General features: G+C 68.1%; 19 protein-coding genes. 10 read left to right on the top strand and 9 right to left on the bottom strand.

Going from position 1 to position 23,275, the window contains the following annotated elements:
* Positions 1–18: 18 nt before the first annotated feature.
* Both TN53_RS23710 and TN53_RS23705 read left to right on the top strand, forming a co-directional pair.
* Positions 19–1,008 carry a phosphotransferase family protein gene (locus tag TN53_RS23710; protein WP_046260632.1) on the top strand — a complete coding sequence of 330 codons (990 nt, stop codon included), beginning with the start codon at positions 19–21 and terminating at the stop codon, positions 1,006–1,008.
* A 5-nt stretch (positions 1,009–1,013) separates the two neighbouring features.
* Entirely contained in the window at positions 1,014–1,334 is a 321-nt protein-coding gene (locus TN53_RS23705; protein WP_159038185.1) for a hypothetical protein, read from the top strand.
* Here TN53_RS23705 and TN53_RS23700 read toward each other — a convergent pair.
* The 4 genes from TN53_RS23700 to TN53_RS23685 are packed head-to-tail and all read right to left on the bottom strand — an operon-like array spanning position 1,315 to position 5,174.
* Positions 1,315–2,085 carry a succinate dehydrogenase/fumarate reductase iron-sulfur subunit gene (locus tag TN53_RS23700; RefSeq protein WP_046260630.1) on the bottom strand — a complete coding sequence of 257 codons (771 nt, stop codon included), beginning with the start codon at positions 2,083–2,085 and terminating at the stop codon, positions 1,315–1,317. The genes TN53_RS23705 and TN53_RS23700 overlap by 20 nt on opposite strands.
* A complete protein-coding gene (locus TN53_RS23695; protein ID WP_046260629.1) occupies positions 2,082–4,025 on the bottom strand; it encodes a fumarate reductase/succinate dehydrogenase flavoprotein subunit in 1,944 nt (647 codons plus the stop codon). The genes TN53_RS23700 and TN53_RS23695 overlap by 4 nt, the downstream gene beginning before the upstream one ends.
* A gap of 17 nt (positions 4,026–4,042) precedes the next feature.
* Positions 4,043–4,864: a hypothetical protein gene (locus TN53_RS23690; protein ID WP_046260628.1), complete on the bottom strand. Its 822-nt coding sequence runs from the start codon at positions 4,862–4,864 to the stop codon at positions 4,043–4,045.
* A gap of 19 nt (positions 4,865–4,883) precedes the next feature.
* Positions 4,884–5,174, bottom strand: coding sequence for a hypothetical protein (locus TN53_RS23685; RefSeq protein ID WP_046260627.1), 291 nt, complete (start codon positions 5,172–5,174; stop codon positions 4,884–4,886).
* 283 nt (positions 5,175–5,457) lie between these two features.
* Here TN53_RS23685 and TN53_RS23680 point away from each other — a divergent pair, with 283 nt between their 5' ends.
* The 8 genes from TN53_RS23680 (at position 5,458) to TN53_RS23645 (ending at position 17,270) form a co-directional block, all read left to right on the top strand.
* A complete protein-coding gene (locus tag TN53_RS23680) occupies positions 5,458–7,647 on the top strand; it encodes an ABC transporter family substrate-binding protein (RefSeq protein WP_046260626.1) in 2,190 nt (729 codons plus the stop codon).
* Positions 7,648–7,736: 89 nt separating this feature from the next.
* On the top strand, positions 7,737–8,336 hold the full coding sequence (locus TN53_RS23675) for a hypothetical protein (RefSeq protein WP_052745291.1): 600 nt from the start codon (positions 7,737–7,739) through the stop codon (positions 8,334–8,336).
* Positions 8,337–8,469: 133 nt separating this feature from the next.
* The gene (typA, locus tag TN53_RS23670) at positions 8,470–10,377 is read left to right on the top strand and encodes a translational GTPase TypA (RefSeq protein ID WP_046260625.1); all 1,908 of its coding nucleotides are present in this window, start codon (positions 8,470–8,472) and stop codon (positions 10,375–10,377) included.
* Between the two features lie 652 nt (positions 10,378–11,029).
* A complete protein-coding gene (locus TN53_RS23665; protein WP_046260624.1) occupies positions 11,030–12,067 on the top strand; it encodes an ABC transporter permease in 1,038 nt (345 codons plus the stop codon).
* A gap of 121 nt (positions 12,068–12,188) precedes the next feature.
* Positions 12,189–13,997 carry an ABC transporter substrate-binding protein gene (locus tag TN53_RS23660; protein ID WP_046260623.1) on the top strand — a complete coding sequence of 603 codons (1,809 nt, stop codon included), beginning with the start codon at positions 12,189–12,191 and terminating at the stop codon, positions 13,995–13,997.
* Positions 13,998–14,084: 87 nt separating this feature from the next.
* Positions 14,085–15,065 (top strand): ABC transporter permease, encoded by a 981-nt coding sequence (locus tag TN53_RS23655; RefSeq protein WP_046260622.1) that lies wholly within the window; start codon positions 14,085–14,087, stop codon positions 15,063–15,065.
* A gap of 10 nt (positions 15,066–15,075) precedes the next feature.
* Positions 15,076–16,137, top strand: a complete 1,062-nt coding sequence (locus TN53_RS23650; protein ID WP_046260621.1) for an ABC transporter ATP-binding protein — start codon at positions 15,076–15,078, stop codon at positions 16,135–16,137.
* 11 nt (positions 16,138–16,148) lie between these two features.
* Complete coding sequence (locus TN53_RS23645) at positions 16,149–17,270, top strand: ABC transporter ATP-binding protein (RefSeq protein WP_046260620.1); 1,122 nt, start codon at positions 16,149–16,151, stop codon at positions 17,268–17,270.
* A gap of 73 nt (positions 17,271–17,343) precedes the next feature.
* Here TN53_RS23645 and TN53_RS23640 read toward each other — a convergent pair whose 3' ends face one another.
* From TN53_RS23640 to TN53_RS23620, 5 genes are all read right to left on the bottom strand, one after another.
* A complete protein-coding gene (locus TN53_RS23640) occupies positions 17,344–18,084 on the bottom strand; it encodes a class I SAM-dependent methyltransferase (RefSeq protein ID WP_046260619.1) in 741 nt (246 codons plus the stop codon).
* A 175-nt stretch (positions 18,085–18,259) separates the two neighbouring features.
* On the bottom strand, positions 18,260–19,306 hold the full coding sequence (locus TN53_RS23635) for an ABC transporter ATP-binding protein (protein ID WP_046260618.1): 1,047 nt from the start codon (positions 19,304–19,306) through the stop codon (positions 18,260–18,262).
* A 23-nt stretch (positions 19,307–19,329) separates the two neighbouring features.
* Entirely contained in the window at positions 19,330–20,355 is a 1,026-nt protein-coding gene (locus TN53_RS23630; protein WP_046260617.1) for an ABC transporter ATP-binding protein, read from the bottom strand.
* A 9-nt stretch (positions 20,356–20,364) separates the two neighbouring features.
* Positions 20,365–21,345 (bottom strand): ABC transporter permease, encoded by a 981-nt coding sequence (locus TN53_RS23625; protein WP_046260616.1) that lies wholly within the window; start codon positions 21,343–21,345, stop codon positions 20,365–20,367.
* An 82-nt stretch (positions 21,346–21,427) separates the two neighbouring features.
* Positions 21,428–23,206, bottom strand: coding sequence for an ABC transporter substrate-binding protein (locus tag TN53_RS23620; protein WP_046260615.1), 1,779 nt, complete (start codon positions 23,204–23,206; stop codon positions 21,428–21,430).
* Positions 23,207–23,275: the final 69 nt, after the last annotated feature.

Here is a 23,275-nt window from a genome sequence, read left to right as displayed (position 1 = left end):
GCTGCGACGATCTGCCGGATGGCTGCGACCCGGAAGTTCCTCACGCGCGACGACGTCGCACCGCTCGCCCGCACCGCCCTGGGCCCCCACCGCGCCCTGGCCGCTGTGACCCGGCTGCGCGGCGGCTCAAAGAAGGGCGTCTACCGGCTCGCCCTCGACGACGGGAGCACGGCGGTCGCCTACGTCTGGTCGGCCGACGAGGACTACTGGGACTCCGGCCCCTCCGACCTGCGCGACCCCTTCTCTGCGGGCTCGAGCCTCGACGTGTTCACGGCCGCGCACGACCGCCTCGTCGCGGCCGGCGTCCGCACGCCCCGCCTCCTGCACGCCGACGCCACGCACACCCTCGTCCACGCGGACGTGGCGATCATGGAGGACATCACGGGCGGCAGCCTGGAGGAGGCCCTGGAGAGTGACCCGACCGCGGCCCGCGCCTCCCTGGAGCGGCTGGCCGGCGAACTCGCGCTCCTGCACGCGCACGAGGGCCCGGACTTCGGGAAGGTCGTGGTCGTCGACAACGGCGGTGCTGCGTCGACGAGTTCCTGCGCGCGGCGGATCACCGAGGGCGCGCTGCGCGACATCGCCGCCACCGCCGTACGAGATGCCCGGATCGCCGCCGTGGCGGACCGACTGGCCGCCAGGATCGAGGAGTTGGCCGCCGCCGTCCGCCCGCGCGCCCGCCACACCCTGATCCACGGTGAACTCGGCCCCGACCACGTCCTGCTGGACACCGACGGCCGGCCCGCCCTCATCGACATCGAGGGCCTCATGTACTTCGACGTGGAATGGGAGCACGTCTTCCTGCGGATCCGCTTCGGGCCGCGCTACGACGCGCTGCGCGTCCCCGGCCTGGACGAGGACCGGCTCGCGCTCTACCGTCTGGCGATGCACCTCGGCCTGGTGGCCGGACCGCTGCGGCTCCTCGACGGGGATTTCCCAAGGCCCGGCCCTATGAGGGCCATCGCCGAGTCAAATCTCTTGCGTGTGCTGGAGCTCGTGGAAGCATGATCGGTATGAACGAGGTACTGGGGATCGTGGGCGCCGTGGTGATCACGGCCGGCCTGGCGATCGGTACGGCCGCCGTCACCAAGGGCTGGCTGCTCCCGGGGCGGGGAAGCGCGAAGATACTCCGGCCCAGGGTGTGGGGATACGGCACGCTGCTGAATCAGGCCGGGACGGGCGCGTTCCTCTTCCTGGGCCCGCTCGACGCGTCGCGCCACCCCGGCTTCTTCCCGTACGCGCTGGCCGGCGTGACCGTGGCCGTGCTCGGCCTGTATGTGCAGCGTCGGGCCCAGTTCCCGGCGGGCACCGGCGCTACGAGGACCTCCTCCTGATCTTCGATCCCAGCCACACCAGCGGGTCGTACTTGCGGTCCACCGCCCGCTCCTTCAGCGGGATCAGCGCGTTGTCCGTGATCTTGATGCCCTCGGGGCAGACCTCCGTGCAGCACTTGGTGATGTTGCAGTAGCCGAGGCCGTGTTCGTCCTGGGCCGTCTTCTTGCGGTCCAGGCCGCTCTCGTCCGCCGCGTCCAGCGGATGCATGTCCAGCTCGGCGACCCGCATCAGGAAGCGGGGTCCGGCGAACGCCGGTTTGTTCTCCTCGTGGTCACGGACCACATGGCAGGTGTCCTGGCACAGGAAGCACTCGATGCACTTGCGGAACTCCTGTGAGCGGTCCACGTCCTCCTGCATCATGCGGTACTCGCCGGGACCCAGATCGGCCGGTGGCACGAAGGCCGGGACCTCGCGCGCCTTCTCGTAGTTGAAGCCGACGTCCGTGACCAGGTCGCGGACGACCGGGAAGGCACGCAGGGGAGTGACGGTGATCGTCTCCTCCCGGGTGAAGACCGACATCCGGGTCATGCACAGCAGTCGCGGCCGGCCGTTGATCTCCGCCGAGCACGAACCGCACTTGCCCGCCTTGCAGTTCCAGCGGACGGCGAGGTCGGGGGCCTGGGTGGCCTGGAGGCGGTGGATGATGTCCAGGACCACTTCGCCGTCGTTGACCTCGACCGCGAAGTCCTTGAGGCCGCCGCCCTTCACATCGCCGCGCCACACCTTGAAGCGGGCCTTGTAGCTGCTCACTCGTACAGCTCCTCTTCGGCGAGGTACTTGACCAGCTCCTCCTTGTCGAAGAGGGCGAGCAGGTCGGAACGGATGGGGTCGGTGGTCTCGCGGGTGAGCTCGATCTGGCCGCGGACCGGGTCCGTGGCCGCCAGTCCGCCGGTGGGATCGGTGAGTTGGCACAGCAGGTTGATACGGCGCCACTTGCGGTCCATCACCGGATGGTCCTCGCGGGTGTGGCCGCCGCGCGACTCCGTGCGCTCCAGCGCGGCCCGCGCCACGCATTCGCTGACCAGCAGCATGTTCCGGAGGTCCAGGGCGAGATGCCAGCCGGGGTTGAACTGGCGGTGGCCCTCGACGCCGGCCCGCCGGGCCCGTACCCGCAGCTCGGCGAGCTTCTCCAGGGCCTGCTTCATCTCGGGCTCGCGGCGGATGATGCCGACGAGGTCGTTCATGGCCTGCTGGAGCTCCTGGTGGAGGGTGTACGGGTTCTCCGGCGGACGCGCGTCCTGCGCGCCCGTCTCCGGGTACTCCGCCGAGTAGGGGCGCAGCGCCTCCGCGGCCGCCGCGTCGATCTGGATCTCGTCCACCGCGGGCCGTTCGAACGCCTGGGCCGCTGCGTACTCCGCCGCGTGCAGGCCCGCCCTGCGGCCGAACACCAGCAGATCGGACAGGGAGTTGCCGCCCAGCCGGTTCGAGCCGTGCATGCCGCCCGCGACCTCGCCGGCCGCGTACAGCCCCGGCACCCCGCGTGCGGCGGCCGTGTCGGAGTCGACCGCGATGCCGCCCATCACGTAGTGACAGGTGGGCCCGACCTCCATCGCCTCCGCGGTGATGTCGACGTCCGCCAGCTCCTTGAACTGGTGGTACATGGACGGCAGCCGGCGCTTGATGACCTCGGCGGGCATCCGCGTCGACACGTCCAGGAAGACCCCGCCGTGCGGGGAGCCGCGGCCCGCCTTCACCTCGGAGTTGATGGCCCTGGCGACCTCGTCGCGGGGGAGGAGTTCGGGGGGACGCCGGTTGTTGTCCGGGTCCTCGTACCAGCGGTCGCCCTCGGCCTCCGACTCGGCGTACTTCTCCTTGAACACGTCGGGGACGTAGTCGAACATGAACCGCTTGCCCTCGGAGTTGCGCAGCACGCCGCCGTCGCCGCGGACGGATTCCGTGACGAGGATGCCCTTCACCGACGGTGGCCAGACCATGCCCGTCGGGTGGAACTGCACGAACTCCATGTTCAGCAGGGGCGCGCCCGCCAGCAGCGCCAGCGCGTGGCCGTCGCCGGTGTACTCCCACGAGTTCGACGTCACCTTGAAGGACTTGCCGATACCGCCCGTCGCGATGACCACGGACGGGGCTTCCAGGACGAAGAAGCGGCCGGATTCCCGCTCGTAGGCGAAGACTCCGGAGATCCGGTTTCCGTCCTTGAGGACGCGGGTGACCGTGCACTCCTGGAAGACCTTCAGACGGGACTCGTAGTCGCCGGTCTCCTTCTTGTCCTGCTGCTGCAGTGAGACGATCTTCTGCTGGAGGGTCCGGATGAGTTCGAGCCCCGTGCGGTCGCCGACGTGGGCGAGGCGCGGGTACTCGTGGCCGCCGAAGTTGCGCTGGGATATCCGGCCGTCCTTGGTGCGGTCGAACAGGGCACCCCAGGTCTCCAGCTCCCACACCCGGTCCGGGGCCTCCTGCGCGTGCAGTTCGGCCATCCGCCACTGGTTGAGGAACTTGCCACCGCGCATGGTGTCGCGGAAGTGGACCTGCCAGCTGTCGTGCTCGTTGGCGTTGGCCATCGCCGCCGCGATGCCGCCCTCGGCCATCACCGTGTGCGCCTTGCCGAACAGCGACTTGCAGATCACGGCCGTACGGGCGCCGCGCTCGCGAGCCTCGATGGCGGCGCGGAGGCCCGCGCCCCCGGCGCCCACCACGACGACGTCCCACTCCTGGTGGTCGACCACGGACATCAGAACGCCCCATCCATTTAAAAGAACCTCGGATCGTCGAAGACACCGGACGCGACGAGATACACGTAGACGTCGGCGAGCGTCACGCTCGCAAGCGACGCCCAGGCCAGCTGCATGTGACGGGCGGTCAGCTTGCCCACCCACCGCCACATCCGGTAGCGCGCCGGGTGCTTGGAGAAGTGTTTGAGCTGGCCGCCGATGATGTGCCGGCAGGAGTGGCAGGAGATGGTGTACGCCCAGATCAGCACGATGTTGAGCAGGAACACGAGGGTGCCCAGACCCATGTGGCCCCACTCGTAGTGCTCGTCACGGAAGGCGAGCACGGTGTCGTACGTGAGGACGCCGGCGACCAGGAACGCGGCGTAGAAGAAGTACCGGTGGATGTTCTGCAGGATCAGCGGGAAGCGGGTCTCGCCGGTGTACTTCTTGTGCGGCTCGGCCACCGCGCAGGCCGGCGGGGACGCCCAGAAGCCCCGGTAGTAGGTCTTGCGGTAGTAGTAGCAGGTCAGGCGGAAGCCGAGCGGGAAGATCAGGATGAGGATCGCGGGGGACAGGCCCCACCAGCTGCCGAAGATCTCCCAGTTGGGGCCGCCGCGCATGGGCTCGCAGCGCTCCGCCAGACAGGGTGAGTAGAACGGCGAGACGTAGGGGGCCGCGTAGTAGTTCGTGTCGACGAAGGCCCGCCACGTCGTGTACACGATGAACGCGAGCAGCCCGGCGGTGGTGGTGGCGGGCGCCAGCCACCAGCGGTCGGTCCGCAGATGCGGGGCGTCGATCGCGGCGCGCGTACCCGTTCGTACACCGCCGCTGTTCGGATGGGGTTCCGTACCAGTGGCCAACGCATGACTCCGGTCGGGTTCAGGGGGCGTGGCGGTCGCGGGCGCCGAGTCCCTCGTCGTCCGAGTCCGTCCAGAGGGTGTTGTCGTACGGGGTGTCGGGGATGGAGACCAGATCGGGACGCTTGGCTTTCGCGAGCGCCGGGTCGGCGTCCTTCAGCAGTACGAGGCTCTCCCGGAGACGGTCGGCGTCCATGCGGACGCGGCGCATCTCGAGACCACCGCTGCCCAACTGCTGTTCCAGGCGTTTCACATACCGGAGCAGCTCGTCGAGACAGCGCTGGGCCGATGCCAGTTCATCGTGCAGGGCCATGACGTGACCTCACTTAGGGCGGCAACGTTCATGTGCGCCTGCGAGTGTTGCGCGTCACACCTGCCGATGTGAAGGGACGTGCACGGATTGGCGGATCGTGAGCCTCCGTGCGCGCCCCCGGTACGCCCTGGATTGCGCCGCATGGGTGGGCTTCGGCGCCGTCTTCGCCGTGTCGCCGCCCCCTGCCGAACCCTTTCCTCTTCAGTGGCCGCATACATCTGATCAACTCCATATACCGCCAAACGTGATCCAAACCGGCGGTGCACCCCCGGAGGTATGTGGCATGTCCCACGACGGCGTCGGCCTGCGCGCGGTCATGCGCTCGGTCGCCTTCCTCACCGCGGGTGCGCTGGCCGTGCCCGCGCTCGCCGGCTGCAGCGCGAAGGATCCGGCCGGAAAGCCCCTCGCCGAGCCGGACGTCGCGCCCGTCACCCGGGCGATGGTCGCCGACGGCGGCACTCTGAGCTGGGCCGTGGACTCGGTGCCGGAGACGCTGAACACGTTCCAGGCGGACGCCGACGGCACCACCACCCGGGTCGCCCAGGCCGTGCTGCCCTCGATGTACCGACTCGACGCCAACGGGCGTCCGCAGGTCAACCCCGACTACCTGGAGAAGGCCGAGGTCGTCGAGACCGAGCCCAAGCAGGTCGTGCTGTACAAGCTCAACCAGCAGGCGGTGTGGAGCGACGGCCGGGAGATCGGCGCCGCCGACTTCGCCGCGCAGTGGCGTGCCCTGTCCGGCAAGGACACCGCGTACTGGACGGCCCGCAACGCCGGCTACGACCGCATCGAGAGGATCGAGCGCGGGAAGAACGACCTGGAGGTCAAGGTCACCTTCGAGCGGCCCTACGCCGACTGGAAGTCGCTGTTCTCGCCGCTGTACCCGAAGGACGTCATGGGCACCCCGGACTCCTTCAACGACGGGGCACGCAAGAAGCTCAAGGTCAGCGCGGGGCCGTACCGGCTGAAGGAGGTCGACCGCAAGGACGACGAGGTCACCCTCGACCGCAACCCGCGCTGGTGGGGCCACCCCGCCAAGCTGGACGAGATCGTGCTGCGGGCCGTGCCGCGCGAAGAGCGCGCCGCCGCACTGGCCGAGGGCAAGCTCGACCTGGCCGAGATCGACCCGGAGTCCGTCAAGCGGATCACCGTCGCCGCCGGTCCCAGACGCGGCGCGAGCAGCACCCCGCTGATGGGCCCCGGCAGCGACCTCGGCGCCGCCGACTCCCTGCGCTCCTGGGCCGTCGCCAACGGCTCCGACGAGGAGGCCGCCGACGACGAGATCAGCGCCCGCGAGCAGCAGCGGAGGGCGGTCACGACATACGCCCGGCAGCAGCGGGCGCTGCGCGGATTCGAGGTACGCCGCTCCCTGGAGCCCGCCTACACCCAGCTCGCCCTCAACGGCGCCGACGGCCCGCTCGCCGACGAGCGGGTGCGCCGTGCCGTGGCCCGCGCCCTGGACCGGGAGGCCCTCGCCTCGGTGGTCCTCACGCCGCTCGGCCTGCCCGCCGAACCGGTCGGCAGCCATCTCGCGCTCTCCGGCCAGGCCGCGTACGCCGACAACAGCGGCGCGCTCGGCGGTCAGGACACCGCGGAGGCACAGGCCCTGCTCACGGACGCCGGATGGGTGCGGGGCGGTCCGCTCAAGGAGAAGAAGAAGGAGGAGAAGGCGGCCGGCGCCGAGGGCGAGAAGGCCGGGAAGAAGGCGAAGGACGGCGACGACGACACGTACATCGTCGGCGAGGACGACAAGGCGCGCCGCGAGGCCGACCGGGAGAAGAAGAAGGACCCCAAGCACCTCGCGCAGGACGGCAAGCAGTACGCCGACAAACTGAAGCAGGGCGGGGCGCCGGGCGCCTACGCCCCGCGGGGCACCGCCGCGCCGGCGGGCACCGCGGCGGGCGCGCTGGCCAAGGACGGCAAGCCGCTCACGCTCCGCTTCGTGCTGCCGTCGGGCCCGGGCTCGCAGACCCTGGGCACGGTGGCCGACCGGATCTCGGGGATGCTGCGCAAGGTCGGTATCCGCACCGAGATCTCCAAGGTCGAGGACGAGAGCTACTTCAAGGACCACATCGCGTCGGGCCAGTACGACCTCGCGCTGTACTCCTGGCCCGCCTCCGCCTTCCCCGCCACCGACGGCCGCCCGATCTACGCCAAGCCGGTGCCGGCGGCCGACGGCTCCCTGAACGTCGAGCAGAACTACACGCGGGTCGGCACCGACCAGGTGGACCAGCTCTTCGACCAGGCGATGGCGACGCTGGACGAGCGCGAGAGCCGGGGCCTGATCCGCAAGGCCGACTCCCGCATCTGGGCGGCGGCGGGGTCCATCCCGCTGTACCAGCGGCCCCAGCTGACGGCCGCGAGGAAGAACGTGGTGAACGCGGGGGCCTTCGGCTTCCGGACTCCGCTCTACGAGGACATGGGCTTCCTGAAGAAGGGCGCGAGGCCGGTGGCGAGCCCCACGGCGAAGTAGGGGATCATTCCCTTCAGCACACGATCGGCCGCCACCTCGCAACGAGCGGGGTGGCGGCCGTCGTACGGCCAGGGAGAGGGACGACGGGGATGCGTACGTGGGTGGTGGGGGCGACGCTGGTGGCCCTCGGGGCGGGGCTGACGGGCTGCAGCGGTGACACGGAGGACCGGGCCGGAGACTGTGCGGACGGGACGTACACGTGGTCGGGTGTCACCCGCACGGAGAAGCTGATCCGGCTGGCCGACCCCATCGTGATCAAGAAGAGGACGGCGTCCTACAAGGCTCGGCTCAAGTCCTACGACACCCTGAGGTACGAGCCCACGGTGAGTCCCGTGCCGGACGGTACGAACGCCGGGGCGGTGATCCTCGCGCTGGGCGCACACCTGAAGGTCCAGGAGCCGCTCGCCGACCCCTCCGACGACGAGGACACACGGTACGACAGCTACTACGACGTGGAGACGGAACTCACGAAGGGCACGTACTACTCCTGGGACGCCCTCAAAATGGTCGACGCCGACTTCACGTACGCCTGCGACCACGGCGAGCCGGTCAAAGGGCACGTACGCAGCTGGGACACCCTCGGCATCGGCTTCCTCTCCTGCGCCGACGACCCCCGCGAGGACACCGCGGCGCACGAGGCCGCGGTGCGGAGCTGCCCGCCCGGATCCCGGGCCGTCGGGGAGGCCTGAGCCCCTGCGGAGGCCGTCCCCGTCAACGCCACGTACCATGGGGTGAGGCCGTGGCATGTACAGCCCGGCAGGGTCCGCGTAACACCAGACGTACGCGACGCCCCTTCCTAAGACTCCGGGAGTACGCCGCAATATGGCCACGCGCCACGACATTCGCAATGTCGCCATCGTCGCCCACGTCGACCACGGCAAGACGACTCTGGTCGACGCCATGCTCAAGCAGGCCGGTGCCTTCGCCGCGCACGCCGCCGAGTCGCTCGACGACCGCATGATGGACTCGAACGACCTGGAGCGTGAGAAGGGCATCACGATCCTCGCCAAGAACACGGCGGTGAAGTACCACCCCAAGGACGGGGGGGACGTCATCACCATCAACATCATCGACACCCCCGGTCACGCCGACTTCGGCGGCGAGGTGGAGCGCGGCCTGTCGATGGTCGACGCCGTCGTGCTGCTGGTGGACGCCTCCGAGGGCCCGCTGCCGCAGACCCGCTTCGTGCTGCGCAAGGCGCTCCAGCAGCGTCTGCCCGTCATCCTGTGCATCAACAAGACCGACCGGGCGGACTCCAGGATCGACGAGGTCGTCAACGAGACCTACGACCTCTTCCTGGACCTGGACGCCGACGAGGACCAGATCGAGTTCCCGATCGTCTACGCGTGTGCGCGTGACGGTGTCGCCTCGCTGACCAAGCCGGAGGACGGCACGGTTCCGCAGGACAGCGACAGCCTGGAGCCGTTCTTCTCCACGATCCTCTCGCACGTCCCGGCCCCGCAGTTCGACACCGAGGCCCCGCTCCAGGCGCACGTCACCAACCTGGACGCCGACAACTTCCTCGGCCGTATCGCGCTGCTGCGCGTCGAGCAGGGCGAGCTGCGCAAGGGTCAGACCGTCACGTGGATCAAGCGCGACGGCACGATGTCCAACGTGCGCATCACCGAGCTGCTGATGACCGAGGCGCTCACCCGCAGGCCGGCCGAGATGGCCGGGCCCGGTGACATCTGTGCCGTGGCCGGTATCCCGGACATCATGATCGGTGAGACCCTCGCCGACCCCGAGAACCCGATCGCGCTCCCGCTGATCACGGTCGACGAGCCGGCGATCTCCATGACCATCGGCACGAACACCTCACCGCTGGTCGGTCGCGGCGGCACCGGCAAGGGTGCCTCGGCCAAGGCCGCGGTCAAGGACCGCAAGGTCACCGCCCGTCAGGTCAAGGACCGCCTGGACCGCGAGCTGATCGGTAACGTCTCGCTCCGCGTGCTCGACACCGAGCGCCCGGACGCGTGGGAGGTCCAGGGCCGTGGTGAGCTCGCGCTCGCCATCCTGGTCGAGCAGATGCGCCGTGAGGGCTTCGAGCTGACCATCGGCAAGCCCCAGGTGGTCACCCAGGAGATCGACGGCAAGGTCCACGAGCCGGTCGAGCGCATGACGATCGACGTCCCCGAGGAGCACATGGGCGCGGTCACGCAGCTCATGGGCGTCCGCAAGGGCCGGATGGACAACATGTCCAACCACGGTTCGGGCTGGGTCCGCCTGGAGTTCGTCGTCCCCTCCCGCGGCCTCATCGGCTTCCGGACCGAGTTCCTGACCGGTACGCGCGGCACGGGCATCGCCCACTCCATCCACGAGGGCCACGAGCCGTGGTTCGGCCCGCTGACGACCCGTAACAACGGTTCGCTGGTCGCCGACCGCGCCGGTGCCGTCACCGCGTTCGCGATGACGAACCTCCAGGAGCGCGGTGTGCTCTTCACCGAGCCCGGCACCGAGGTGTACGAGGGCATGATCGTCGGCGAGAACTCCCGCGCCGACGACATGGACGTGAACATCACCAAGGAGAAGAAGCTCACCAACATGCGCTCCGCCGCGGCCGACTCGTTCGAGGCGATCGTGCCGCCGCGCAAGCTGTCGCTCGAGCAGTCGCTGGAGTTCTGCCGCGACGACGAGTGCGTCGAGGTGACCCCGGAGGCGGTTCGCATCCGCAAGGTCGTGCTCGACCAGCGTGACCGCGCCCGTACCGCGAGCCGCGCCAAGCACGGCTGACAATCGGTCGCTTGAAGCCCGGGTGCCCCATCTTGGGGGTGCCCGGGCTTTTTGCAACTGGTTTTCAGTCGGCTTCCTGGGCGCCGCCGGTGACTGATGTCCGTAATGCGGAGATCCACGCCCGATACACATGTAACACGTCCGTTTCGCGGCCTTATCCCGCCAGACGGTTTGTCCAAATTTCGGAAGATGTACGCGCCAGCTGTGACTGAATCGAGATTTAAAGACAGTGGTCGCCGGTTGGCTCATGGCAGATAGTTAGCCGCGTAGAGCTCGGGTCAATGGGTCTCGCGCCGTGGGGACGGCGCCGACTCACGAGCACCAGGGGGTGCCTGACCCTCCGTCAGGGGTGTCGGAGGAAAGGCGTGTACCCCCTCCTGTTGGTGAACACGTGGAGTCATGAGGAGGAGTCCCATGCGCGGTGTCACAAGCACCAGGTGGGTCACAGCGTCCGTAGTGGTCGGCAACTGCGCCCCGGCGCACGGCGATCGGCTCTGAAGGGCCACGCCCTTACCACTACGCGCGTCCGGCTGCGGGTTCTCCCGTGGGCCGTGCGTCGCCGCTGACGCTTCTTCATGATCCGAACCGCGATCGCGCAACTCTCGCGCCGGTCGCCGGTCCGGCACACCCACACCTGTGAAATGGGCGAACTGTGACAAGTCCTATCGACATAGAGGGCGGCGGTACGTCGGTTGTCGTCGACGGCGAGAAAGAGCCGAAGACGAAACCGGAGGAGGCCAAGCAGCTCGAGGGCCGCTCTCCGGGTCAGTTGATGTGGATCCGCTTCAAGCGCGACCGCACCGGAGTGATCTCGGCGTACGTCGTGATCTTCTTCTTCGTGGTCGGCCTCGCGGCCCCGCTGATCGCCAAGCTGTACGGCAAGGACCCGTACACGGTGTTCGCGGACGAACGGCCCGAACTCTTCGACAGCGCCGGTGTGCCGATCCAGCCCAACGGCGGCATCAGCGGCGAGTTCTGGTTCGGCCTGGAGCCCGGCAACGGCTACGACGTCTTCACCAAGCTGATCTACGGCATCCGCAACTCCCTGATGATCTCGCTGGCGGTCACCGTCGCGACGGTGCTGACCGGCATCCTCCTCGGGGTCGCGGCCGGCTATCTCGGCGGCCGGACGGACTACTGGATCAGCCGGGTCATCGACTTCCTTCTCGCCTTCCCGTCCCAGCTGTTCTTCATCGCGAGCATGCCGGTCGTGGTCTCCCTCTTCGTGAGCCCCCGGGACGAGACACCGGTGTACGTCCGAGTGGTCGCCCTCATCGCGGTGCAGTGGTTCCTGGGCTGGATGAGCCTCGGCCGCATTCTGCGCGGCACCACACTCGCCCTGCGAGAACGGGAGTTCATCGAGGCCGCCAAGGTCAGCGGGGCGTCTCCGTCGCGGATCATCCGCAGGGAGATCCTGCCCAACGTGGTCACACCGATCCTGGTGCAGTCGACGTACATGCTCCCCAACTTCGTGACCGCCGAGGCCGGTCTGTCCTTCCTCGGAGTCGGAATCGTCGAACCGACGCCGGACTGGGGACAGATGTTCTCCAAGGCGTCGACCGAACTCGTGATGCAGAACGACATCACCTACATGTTCTTCCCGGGCATCTCGATGATCATCTTCATCGTGGCGTTCAACCTGCTCGGGGACTCGGTCAGGGACGCCTTCGATCCCAAGACGGCGCGCTGACCGCCGAGTTGTGGGCATCCTCGCCCGACAACGACCGGATGGCACCTCTGATGCCGGTCCGCACTTCAATTCGCACTGGTGACAGGCACACCGGTGACACAAGATGGGTGGAATCTGAGTGATGGGTAAGGGTGGACGCCGCGCGTACGCCGCGCTCTCACTGCTCGCGGCGGGGGCTCTCGTGCTCACCGGCTGCAGCGAGGGTGGCAGCAAAGGCAGTGACAACGACAAGCAGGACAAGGAGAACGCCGAGCGGCAGCAGTCCGGCATCACCTTCGGCGACGAGAAGGCCTCGACCGGCCCGGCCGCCGAGATCAGTGGCGCCAAGCCTGGCGGCACGATCACGGTGCTCCAGCGCGACAGCTTCGCGCACCTGGACCCCGGACAGATCTACGTCTCGGACGAGATGGCCCTGTCGCAGCTGATACACCGCGGTCTGACCAGCTACAAGGCGACCAGCGACGACGGTGAGAAGCACGAGGTCGTCGGTGACCTGGCCACCGACAGCGGTACGACCACGGACGGCGGCAAGACCTGGAAGTTCACGCTCAAGGACGGGGTCAAGTGGGCCGACGGCTCCGCGATCACCGCCAAGGACGTGCGCCAGACCTTCGAGCGGCTCTTCGCCCCGTTCGTCTCCAACGGCCCCACGTTCATCCAGCAGTGGATGGCCGACACCCCGGGCGCGGAATACCGCAAGCTCCTCCCGGACGGTCCGTACAAGGGCAAGCACCTGCCGGACAGCGTCCTTGAGACGCCGGACGACAAGACGATCGTCTTCAAGTTCGCGAAGGCCAAGCCCGACCTGCCGTACGCGCTCGCCATGGCGGGCTACTCCATCGTGTCGCAGGCGAAGGACACCAAGGCGAAGTACGACAAGGCCCCGATGACCTCGGGCCCGTACAAGATCTCCGAGTTCAAGTCCGGCAAGTCGATGACGCTGGTCAAGAACACCAACTGGGACCCGAAGACCGACGCGGTCCGCCACCAGTACGCCGACCAGTTCAGCTTCGAGTTCAACAAGCAGTACGAGGACTCCACCAAGGCGATCCTCGACGACTCGGGCACGAACGCGACCGCGATCAGCTTCAGCAACCAGGTCGACGCGGGCAACCTGACCAAGGTCCTGAACGACGCGGCGCTGAAGTCCCGCACGGTCTCCGGCTACCAGCCGTACGTGGGCCAGATGAACATCAACCTGTCCCAGCCGGAGATGCAGTCGAAGGAGGTCCGCGAGGCCATCGCCTACGCCCTGCCGGTCACGCCGTTCGTGCGTGCCTTCGGCGGCACCGACGCGATGGAGGTCGCCGGCGGTCTGATCAGCCCGACCGTGACCGGCTACGACCCGAAGTTCGACCCCTTCGGCAAGAAGGCCAAGCCCGCGGGCGACCCGGCCAAGGCCAAGCAGCTGCTTGAGAAGGCCGGCAAGGTCGGTCTGAAGCTGACCTTCGGCTACATCAACACCCCTGAGGGCCAGCAGTACTCCACCGCCATGGCGGCGGGCCTGGAGAAGGCCGGCTTCGACGTCCAGCGCCAGGAGATCCCGGCCGAGACGTACTACGACCAGGTCAGCAAGGTCAAGAACAACTACGACATCTACCACACCGCGTGGGGTGCCGACTGGCCGAGCGCGTCCACCGTGATCCCGCCGCTGTACGACGGCCGCCAGATCCAGGACGGCGCGTCCAACTACTCGCACATCAACGACCCGAAGGTGAACGCCGACATCGACGCGGCCGCAGCCCTCACCGACCCGGTCAAGGCGGCCGCGGCCTGGAACAAGATCAACGAGTACATCGTGAAGGACGTCGTCTCCAACATCCCGACGGCGTACTACAAGCAGACCCAGATCGCCGGGTCCAAGATCGGCGGCCTTGTGTACGACGACGTCATCGGCGGCGTCGACCCGCGCAGGCTGTACGTGAAGTAACCCGTCCAAGCGGCGCCGGTCGCGCCCCCTCCCGTGACGGGACGCGACCGGCGACGCCAGGCCTGAAGCCCGAAAGCTGCCACTGAGATGCTGCGCTTCCTCTTCCGCCGGATCCTCGGCTCACTCGTGATCCTGGTCCTGCTGACCGTGGTCGCCTTCCTGCTCTTCTTCGGCATGCCCCGCGACCCGGCGCTGCTGATGTGCGGCAAGACGTGCACACCCGACGCCCTGGCGAACATCCACCAGACGCTCGGGCTCGACAAGTCGATCCCGGAGCAGTTCTGGATCTTCCTGTCGGGACTCGTGGCCGGCCGCGACGACTTCGTCCAAGGCCCCTGCCCCGCCCCGTGTTTCGGGTACTCGTACCACACCAACGAGTCGGTCTGGTCGACCCTGTTGGACCGGCTGCCGCTCACGCTCTCGCTGGCCTTCGGCGCCACGATCGTGTTCCTGTTCGTCGGACTCGGCACCGGACTGCTCGCCGCCTGGAAGCGCGGCACCCTCGTGGACAAGTCGTTCACCGCGGGCTCCATGGTGCTCAGCTCGATGCAGATCTACTTCCTGGGCCCACTGGTACTCGCCATCCTCGTGTACCAGACGCACGCCTTCGAGGAGCCCAAGTACACCGCCCTCACCGACAATCCGGCCGCCTGGTTCACCGGGCTGATGATCCCCTGGGTCGTGCTGTCGACGATCTTCGCCGCGCAGTACACCCGTATGGCGCGCTCCGCGATGATCGAGCAGCTCCAGGAGGAGCATGTCCGCACCGCCCGGGCCAAGGGCATGAGCGGCCGCTACGTCTTCTTCCGGTACGCCTGGCGCGGCTCCCTCATCCCGATCATCACCATCCTCGGCATCGACCTCAGCTCGCTGCTCGGCGGCGCGATCATCACCGAGTACACCTTCGGACTGCCCGGCCTCGGCCGGCTCGCGGTGGAGTCGGTGCAGTTCAGCGATCTGCCGCTGCTGCTCGGCGTGATGCTGTTCGCGGCCGCCGTGATCCTGCTGTGCAACATCGTCGTCGACGCCTGCTACGCCCTCATCGACCCGCGCGTGCGGCTGTCCTAGGAGTTCTGTCGTGACCACTCTGACCAAGGAGGCCGGGGCACCCGTCCCGTCCGACGCGGGCGCCTTCCTCTCGGTGCGGGACCTGCACGTCAGCTTCCGTACCGAGGACGGCATCGTCCGGGCCGTCGACGGACTCTCCTTCGACCTGGAGCGCGGCAGGACACTGGGCATCGTCGGTGAGTCGGGCTCCGGCAAGTCCGTGACCAACCTGACCATCCTGGGGCTGCACAACCCGAAGTTCACCACCGTCGAGGGCGAGATCCTGCTGGAGGGGCAGGAGTTGACCACCGCCCGCGAGTCCGAGCTGGAGAAGCTGCGCGGCAACAAGGTCGCCATGATCTTCCAGGACCCGCTGACCGCGCTGTCGCCGTACTACACGGTGGGCCGGCAGATCGCCGAGCCCTACATGAAGCACACCGGTGCCTCCAAGAAGGTGGCCTGGGCGCGTGCGGTGGAGATGCTCGGCAAGGTCGGCATCCCCAACCCCAAGGAGCGGGCGAAGGACTACCCGCACCAGTTCTCCGGCGGTATGCGCCAGCGCGCGATGATCGCGATGGCGCTGGTGTGCGACCCGGACCTCTTGATCGCCGACGAGCCGACGACCGCGCTGGACGTGACGGTCCAGGCGCAGATCCTGGACCTTCTGAAGGACCTCCAGCAGGAGTTCGGTTCGGCGATCATCTTCATCACCCACGACCTCGGTGTCATCGCCGACATGGCCGACGACATCATGGTGATGTACGCGGGCGGCGCCATCGAGCGCGGCACCACGAACGAGGTACTGCGCTCGCCGCAACACCCGTACACCTGGGGCCTGTTGAACTCGATGCCGCGCATCGACTCCGACCTCGACGCCCCGCTCGCGCCGATCCCGGGCGCCCCGCCCTCACTGCTCAACCCGCCGTCGGGCTGCCGTTTCCACCCACGCTGCACCTTCCAGGACCGGGTCGGCGGCAGCCGCTGCGTCGACGAACGCCCCCTGCTGGCCCCGGACCGCGCCTCCGCCTGTCATCTCACGGCGGACCAGAAGCGGACCATCTTCGTCGAAGAGATCAAGCCCAGCCTGGGCTAGGAGGACCCGTCATGAAAGAGGACCTCGTCCTCCCCGCCCCGCGAGGGGCAACCACCGACTCGGCCGGAGATCCCTTGCTGGTCGTCGAGGGGCTCACCAAGCACTTCCCGGTCAAGGGCGGCTTCCCGATCCGCCGCACGGTCGGTGCCGTGCAGGCCGTCGACGGCATCGACCTGACCGTGAACGTCGGCGAGAGCTTCGGCCTGGTCGGCGAGTCCGGCTGCGGCAAGTCGACCACGGGCCGGCTGATCACCCGGCTCATGGAGCCGACGGCCGGCACGATCTCGTACCGCGGCAAGGACATCACGCACGCCAGCCGCAGAGAACTGGCGCCGATCCGCTCCGAGATCCAGATGATCTTCCAGGACCCGTACTCCTCGCTGAACCCGAGGCAGACGGTCGGCAAGATCATCTCTGGGCCCATGGAGATCAACGAGATCGAACCCGAGGGCGGCCGCGAGAAGCGCGTACGCGAACTGCTCGAGATCGTCGGTCTCAACCCCGAGCACTACAACCGCTTCCCGCACGAGTTCTCCGGCGGACAGCGCCAGCGCATCGGCGTGGCAAGGGCGTTGGCCCTGGAGCCGAAGCTGATCGTCGCCGACGAGCCGGTCTCGGCCCTCGACGTCTCGATCCAGGCCCAGGTGGTGAACCTGCTGAAGCAGGTGCAGCAGGAGCTGGGCATCGCGTTCCTGTTCATCGCCCATGACCTCGCCGTCGTACGGCACTTCTCGCATCGTGTGGCGGTCATGTACCTCGGCAAGATCATCGAGGTCGGCGACCGCGACTCCATCTACACCCGGCCTCGCCACCCCTACACCCACGCCCTGCTGTCCGCGGTGCCCGAGGTGAACCTGTCGGACGAGAGCGCGCCCGACCGTGAGCGGATCCGCCTCGCCGGTGATGTGCCGTCGCCGATCTCGCCGCCGTCCGGGTGCCGGTTCCGTACGCGGTGCTGGAAGGCGCAGGACAAGTGTGCGGCCGAGGAGCCGCCGTTGGTCCAGATCTCCGGTAACCGGGACGGGCATCTGACGGCGTGCCACTTTCCGGAGGATCCGACGATCGAGGGGCGGGACGAGGACATCGTGCTGGACCCGGCGTTGGCCGCGCTGGAGGAGGAGCTGGGCGACTAAGGGGGTGGTGGGGGCTGTTGTGTGCCGGCTGCGGGTGCGTGGTGGCTGGTCGCGCAGTTCCCCGCGCCCCTCATCAGGTGGCGCTTCGCGCCACCGTGATGATCTCCGGGCTTGCCTGCGTCACCGGGGCCCTGCCCCAGTCGCCGTACTGCTCCTCCACCACCAGGCCTGCCTCCGCCAGGAACTTCTCCAGGCCCAGTGTGTCGAGGAAGCGCAGTGTGGTGGTGCTGACCTGGGGGCGGTCCCAGCGGACGCCCTCGTAGGTCTCGGTGAAGGTGACTCGGTCCCCGACGACGGGGCCGACGACCTCCTGCCACATCCACGCGACGGAGCCGTTCTCGTCGGCGCCCTCGCGCACCCGGTCCGGTGTCCAGTGCTCCCAGACGCGGACCGCCGGGTTCAGTGTCTCGAACACGAACCGTCCGCCGTCCGCGAGGGTGGCCCGGACGGCGCGCAGGGCGATGCGCAGTTCCTCGTCGCCGATGAGGCTCTGGAAGGCGTGCCCGGCCATCGTGACGAGGTCGAACTCCCCGTACCAGGCACGTGAGCGCAGATCCCCGAGCACCCACTCCACGCCGGGCTCCCGGCGCCGTGCCTGGACCAGCATCGCGGCGGCCGGGTCGAGCCCCGTGAGCTGCCCCGGGTGTCCGGCCCGGCGGGCCGCGGCGAGCAGGCGTCCGGTGCCGCAGCCGACGTCCAGCACGGTGGGTGCGGACATCACGAGACCGAGGTAGAAGTCGTCGCCCGGCCCCCACGGGTTGAGGGAGTCGTACAGCGCGGCGAGCGAGAGATCCGCGAACGAGCGATCGACCATCGCGGCAGTCTGTCACAGGTGCCGGAGCCATATGACGGGATCCCCGTATGACGAAAGCCCGTACCTGGGGAGGTACGGGCCTTCGTTCCCCTGGAGCGGACGTTCATGGGCTCGGGTCAATGGGCCGAGAAAGTCCGTTCCGCAAAGGGCGGCGGCTGACGGAAAAGGGGTGTTGTCAGACCGCTGCCTCGGGGTCCTTGGAGAGACGAGGGGCCGGAACGGTTCCCTCCGTCTCGGGGTAGTGGCACGCGGTCAGATGGCCGGGCTTGTTGCCCTCGACCTGGACCAGCGGGGGTGCCTCGGTCGCGCACTTCTCCGTCGCCTTCCAGCAACGGGTCCGGAAGCGGCAGCCCGAGGGCGGGTTCAGAGGAGACGGTACATCGCCGGTGAGACGGATGCGCTCGCGGGTCGGTGTATCGTCCACCGTTGCTTCCGGCACGGCGGACAGCAGGGCCCGCGTGTAGGGGTGGCGGGGGTTGCCGTACAGGTCGTCGCGGTCCGCGATCTCGACGATCTTGCCGAGGTACATGACCGCCACGCGCTGCGAGAAGTGGCGTACGACGGCGAGGTCGTGGGCGATGAAGACGAACGCGATGCCCAGCTCCTGCTGCACCTTCTGCAGCAGGTTCACGACCTGCGCCTGGATCGAGACGTCGAGGGCCGAGACCGGCTCGTCGGCGACGATCAGCTTCGGCTCCAGGGCCAGGGCGCGGGCGACACCGATGCGCTGGCGCTGGCCGCCGGAGAACTCGTGCGGGAAGCGGTTGTAATGCTCGGGGTTGAGACCGACGATCTCCAGGAGCTCGCGGACCCGCTTCTCGCGGCCGCCCTCCGGGATGGTGTCGTTGATCTCCATCGGACCTGAGATGATCTTGCCGACCGTCTGGCGCGGGTTCAGCGACGCATAGGGGTCCTGGAAGATCATCTGGATCTCGGAGCGGATCGGCGCGAGTTCCCTGCGGGAGGCGTGCGTGATGTCCTTGCCGCGGTACGAGATGCTGCCGGCCGTCGGCTCCATGAGCCGGGTGATCAGCCGGCCCGTGGTCGACTTGCCGCAGCCCGACTCGCCGACCAGGCCGAGGGCTTCGCCCTCGTTCACGTGGAAGTCCAGGCCGTCGACGGCCTGCACGGCACCGACCGTGCGGCGGATCGGGAAGCCGCCCTTGACCGGGAAGTGCTTGGTCAGGCCCGAGACGTCCAGGAGGGGGGTGGTGTTGCTCATGGTGGTGAATCCCGTCTTGTACGTCAGTGGGTCCGGGCCGCGACGTGCTCGGTGAAGAGCTCGCGCTTCTGGTCCGCCGTCAGGTGGCACGCCGAGCCCCGCCCGTCGAGGACCTTCAGACCCGGCCGCTCACTGGAGCAGAGCCCGCCGGCGACCTTCTCCGCGAAGGCGCACCGGGGGTGGAAGCGGCAGCCCGACGGCGGGTTGAGCAGCGAGGGCGGCGAGCCCGGGATCGGGGAGAGCGGCACGTCGACCGGCCCGGTCAGGCTCGGCATCGAACCCAGCAGCCCCAGCGTGTAGGGGTGGTCGGGGGCGCGCAGCACCTCCTCCTTGGTGCCCCGCTCCACACAGCGCCCGCCGTACATCACCAGCACGTCGTCCGCGATGTCGGCGATGACACCGAGGTCGTGCGTGATGAAGATGATGGCCGTGCCGAACTCCTGCTGGAGGTCCTTGAGGAGGTCCATGATCTGGGCCTGGACCGTCACGTCGAGAGCCGTGGTCGGTTCGTCGGCGATCAGCAGCTCGGGGTCGCAGACCAGGGCCATCGCGATCATCGCGCGCTGGCGCATACCGCCGGAGAACTGGTGCGGGTAGTCGTCCACCCGCATGTCCGGCTGCGGGATGCCGACCCGGCGCAGCATCTCGACCGACCGCGCCCGGGCCGCCCCGCGGGAGGCGCCGGTGTGCTTGCGGTACGTCTCGCCGATCTGTGCGCCGATGGTGTGGTACGGCGACAGGGAGGCGAGCGCGTCCTGGAAGATCATGGACATCTTGTTGCCGCGCAGCTTCTCCAGCTCGCGCTCGGAGGCGGTGATCAGCTCTTTGCCGTCGAGCAGGATCTCGCCGTCGAGCCTGGTGTTGCGCGGGTCGTGCAGGCCCAGGACCGCCATGTTGGTGACGGACTTGCCGGAGCCCGACTCACCGACGATGCCGAGGGTCTGGCCCTTCTCCACGTCGAAGGAGAGCCCGTCGACGGCCTTGACGACACCGTCCTCGGTGGAGAAGTGGACTTTGAGGTCGCGGACGGAGAGGAAGGGGGTGCTCATGGTCTCTCCTTAAGCGAGGCGCACGCGCGGGTCGATGAGGGCGTACAGGGCATCGACGACGATGTTGAAGACGACGATCGCGCCGGCGGCGACCAGCACGACACCGAGCAGCATCGGCAGGTCGTTGGTGCTGACCGCCTTGACGGAGAGCATGCCGAGGCCTTGGAGGCTGAACGTCGACTCGGTGATGATCGCACCGCCGAGCAGCACACCGAGGTCGAGGCCGAAGATGGTGACGATCGGCCCCATCGCGCCGCGCCAGGCGAAGCGGAAGAAGACCGTGCGGCGGGACATGCCCTTGGCGCGGGCCGTACGGACGTAGTCCTCGCTGAGCGCCTCCACCATCTGGGAGCGCGTCATACGGGTGTAGTTGGCGGTCCAGATCAGGGACAGCACGATCCAGGGCACCAGCAGACCCTTGGCCCAGGCCGCCGGGTCGTCCGTGAAGGGGGTGTAGCTGGCCCGGTCCAGTACCTGCCACTGGTCGACCAGCAGATAGGTGGCGAGGACGCCGACGACGTAGATCTGCATCGAGGACGCGACCAGCGAGGCGGAGCTCGCGATCTTGTCCAGGGCCTTGCCCTGCTTCACGGCGGCCAGCATGCCCGCGCCGATGCCGAAGGTGAGGTAGATGACCGAGCTGCCGAGCGACAGCGACAGGGTGGTCGGGAAGCGGTCCATGATGGTGCCGAGGACCGGCTCGCGGTTCTGGAACGAGTAGCCGAGGCAGGGCGCGTTGCAGTTGCCGAACGACGTGTAGTCGCGGCCGACGAAGATGCCCTTGAGCCAGTCCCAGTACTGCACAGGCAACGGATCGGCGATCCCCAGGTTCTTCCGCACCAGCTCCAGGGTCTCGGGGGTGCAGGCCTTGCCGCAGGCGATGCGGGCGGGGTCGCGCGGGGCGGCGTAGAACAGGACGAACACGATGGCGCTGATGATCAGCAGGATCACCGCGGCGCCGAGAATTCGTCGGACAAGGAAGCGGAGCATGGCAGTTGGGATTTCCTGACGGATGCCGAAGGGGGGAAGGAGGCGGGGCGGCCGGGGGCCGCCCCGCCACGAGGGCCGGTCGTCAGGCCTTCACGAACGTCTTGTAGAGCAGGGTCGCGGAGAAGTTCGGGTCGAACATCGCTCCGCCGACCTTGTTGCCGTAGACGTAGTAACGGCGCTGGTACATCTCGGGGATGATCGGCGCCACTTCTTCCATGATCCGCTTGTCGAGCGCGGCCCAGGCCTCACCGGCCTTCTTCTGGTCGGTGAGGACCATGTTCTTCTGGATGGACTCGTCGATCCAGGAGATCTTCGTCTGCGAGACGTTGTAGAGACCGTCACCGACGCTGGCACTGTCGAACAGCGGCTGGATCATCGTGTAGGCGGTCGGCCAGTCCGGGGACCAGCCGAACCACATCACGTCGTAGCTGTTGTCGAGCTTCTGGACCTGGTCGTAGTACGAGGTGGAGTCGAGCGGCTTGATGACCGGGGTGAAGCCGGCCTCCTTCAGCGCGTTCTCGATGACGACCTTGGTCTTGTTGTAGGTCGGGTCCTGCGGGAAGGCGTAGACGATCTTCACGCCCTCCTTGCCGGCTTCCTTCAGCAGCTTCTTCGCGGCGGCCGGGTCGCCCTGCGGCTTCTTCAGCTTGCCGTAGACGTCGAACTTCTCGCGGCCCAGGATGTCGGGGCTGAGGACCGTGGTCGCGAAGTCGCCGGAGGTCGGGCCGCCGTAGATCTGGCGGATCTGCTGCAGCGGCCAGGCCATGTTGAGGGCCTGGCGGACCTTCAGGTCGGTGACGCGCTTGGTGTTGATCGCGTAGTAGTACGTGCCGGTGAGCAGGCCGTTGAAGGTGCGCTTCTTCAGCTCCGGGTCGGTGAGGACCTTCTGGATGCGCTCGGCGGGCACGCCCTTGTAGATGGAGACCGCGAAGGCGTCGTTGCCCTGGGAGGCGATGAGACGGTCCGTGGAGTCCAGGGTCTCGATGCCGAAGGTGAACTCGAAGCCGTCCGGGTAGTTGTTGCGGATGGCGTCGGTCGCCGGGTCCCAGTTCTTGTTGCGGACCAGCGTCATCGACTTGTCGGTCGTGTGGTTCTTGATCTTGTACGGACCACAGGCGGCCGGGTTCTTGTCGTACTTCTCCTTGGTGTCCAGCTTCGGGGACACCGCGGCGTACGAGTGCATCGCCATCGTGAAGTTGAAGTCGGGGCGGGCCTCGGCCAGGTTGAACGTGATGGTCCGCTTGGCCTTGTCCGTCACGATCTCCGAGAGGTGCTTGCCCTTGTAGGGGCCCTCGTAGGCGTCACGCCACTTGCCGCCCTTGCCGGTCAGCGCGATCTGGACGTAGCTGGCGGACTCGATGATGTACGGGGCCCACAGCCGCTCGATGCCGTGGCGCACGTCCTCGACGGTCAGCTCGCTGCCGTCCTCCCACTTCAGACCCTCCTTCAGCGTGAAGGTCCAGGTCTTGCCCGCGTTGGACATCGTGCCGGTGTCCGTGGCCAGGTCGCCGACGAGCTTCTGCGAGCCGTCCGCGGCGACCTTGTAGCCGGTCAGGCAGCGGTGCAGGAGCAGCGCGGCGGTCGAGTTGTACGCGTAGTAGATGCGACCCGGGTCCAGGTGCGAGAAGTCGTCCGGGGCCAGACCGTAGATCGTCCCGCCCTTCTTCGCCCCGGCGATCTCCGGCGCGGGGCCGGTCGAGTCCGCCGCGGTGCCGATGGTGACCTTGGAGTACGTCTTGGCACCCTCGGTCGCGCTGCCGCCGCTGCCGCCCGCGTCGCCGCTGCTGCACGCGGACAGCAGCGTCGAGCCCGCGGCCGCGACGCTTGTGGCTATGACGAAGTTTCTGCGGGAAAGAGACATGGCTGACCCGATTTCTTGTGGATAGGGATGGTGCTTGGTGTACTCCGGCCGGGCCCCGTCGCTCGGCGG

Source organism: Streptomyces sp. WM6386, assembly GCF_000972385.1.
GTDB lineage: Bacteria > Actinomycetota > Actinomycetes > Streptomycetales > Streptomycetaceae > Streptomyces.
Note: the sequence above shows the minus strand (reverse complement) of the source record. Positions and strands in the feature narration are given on the sequence as shown.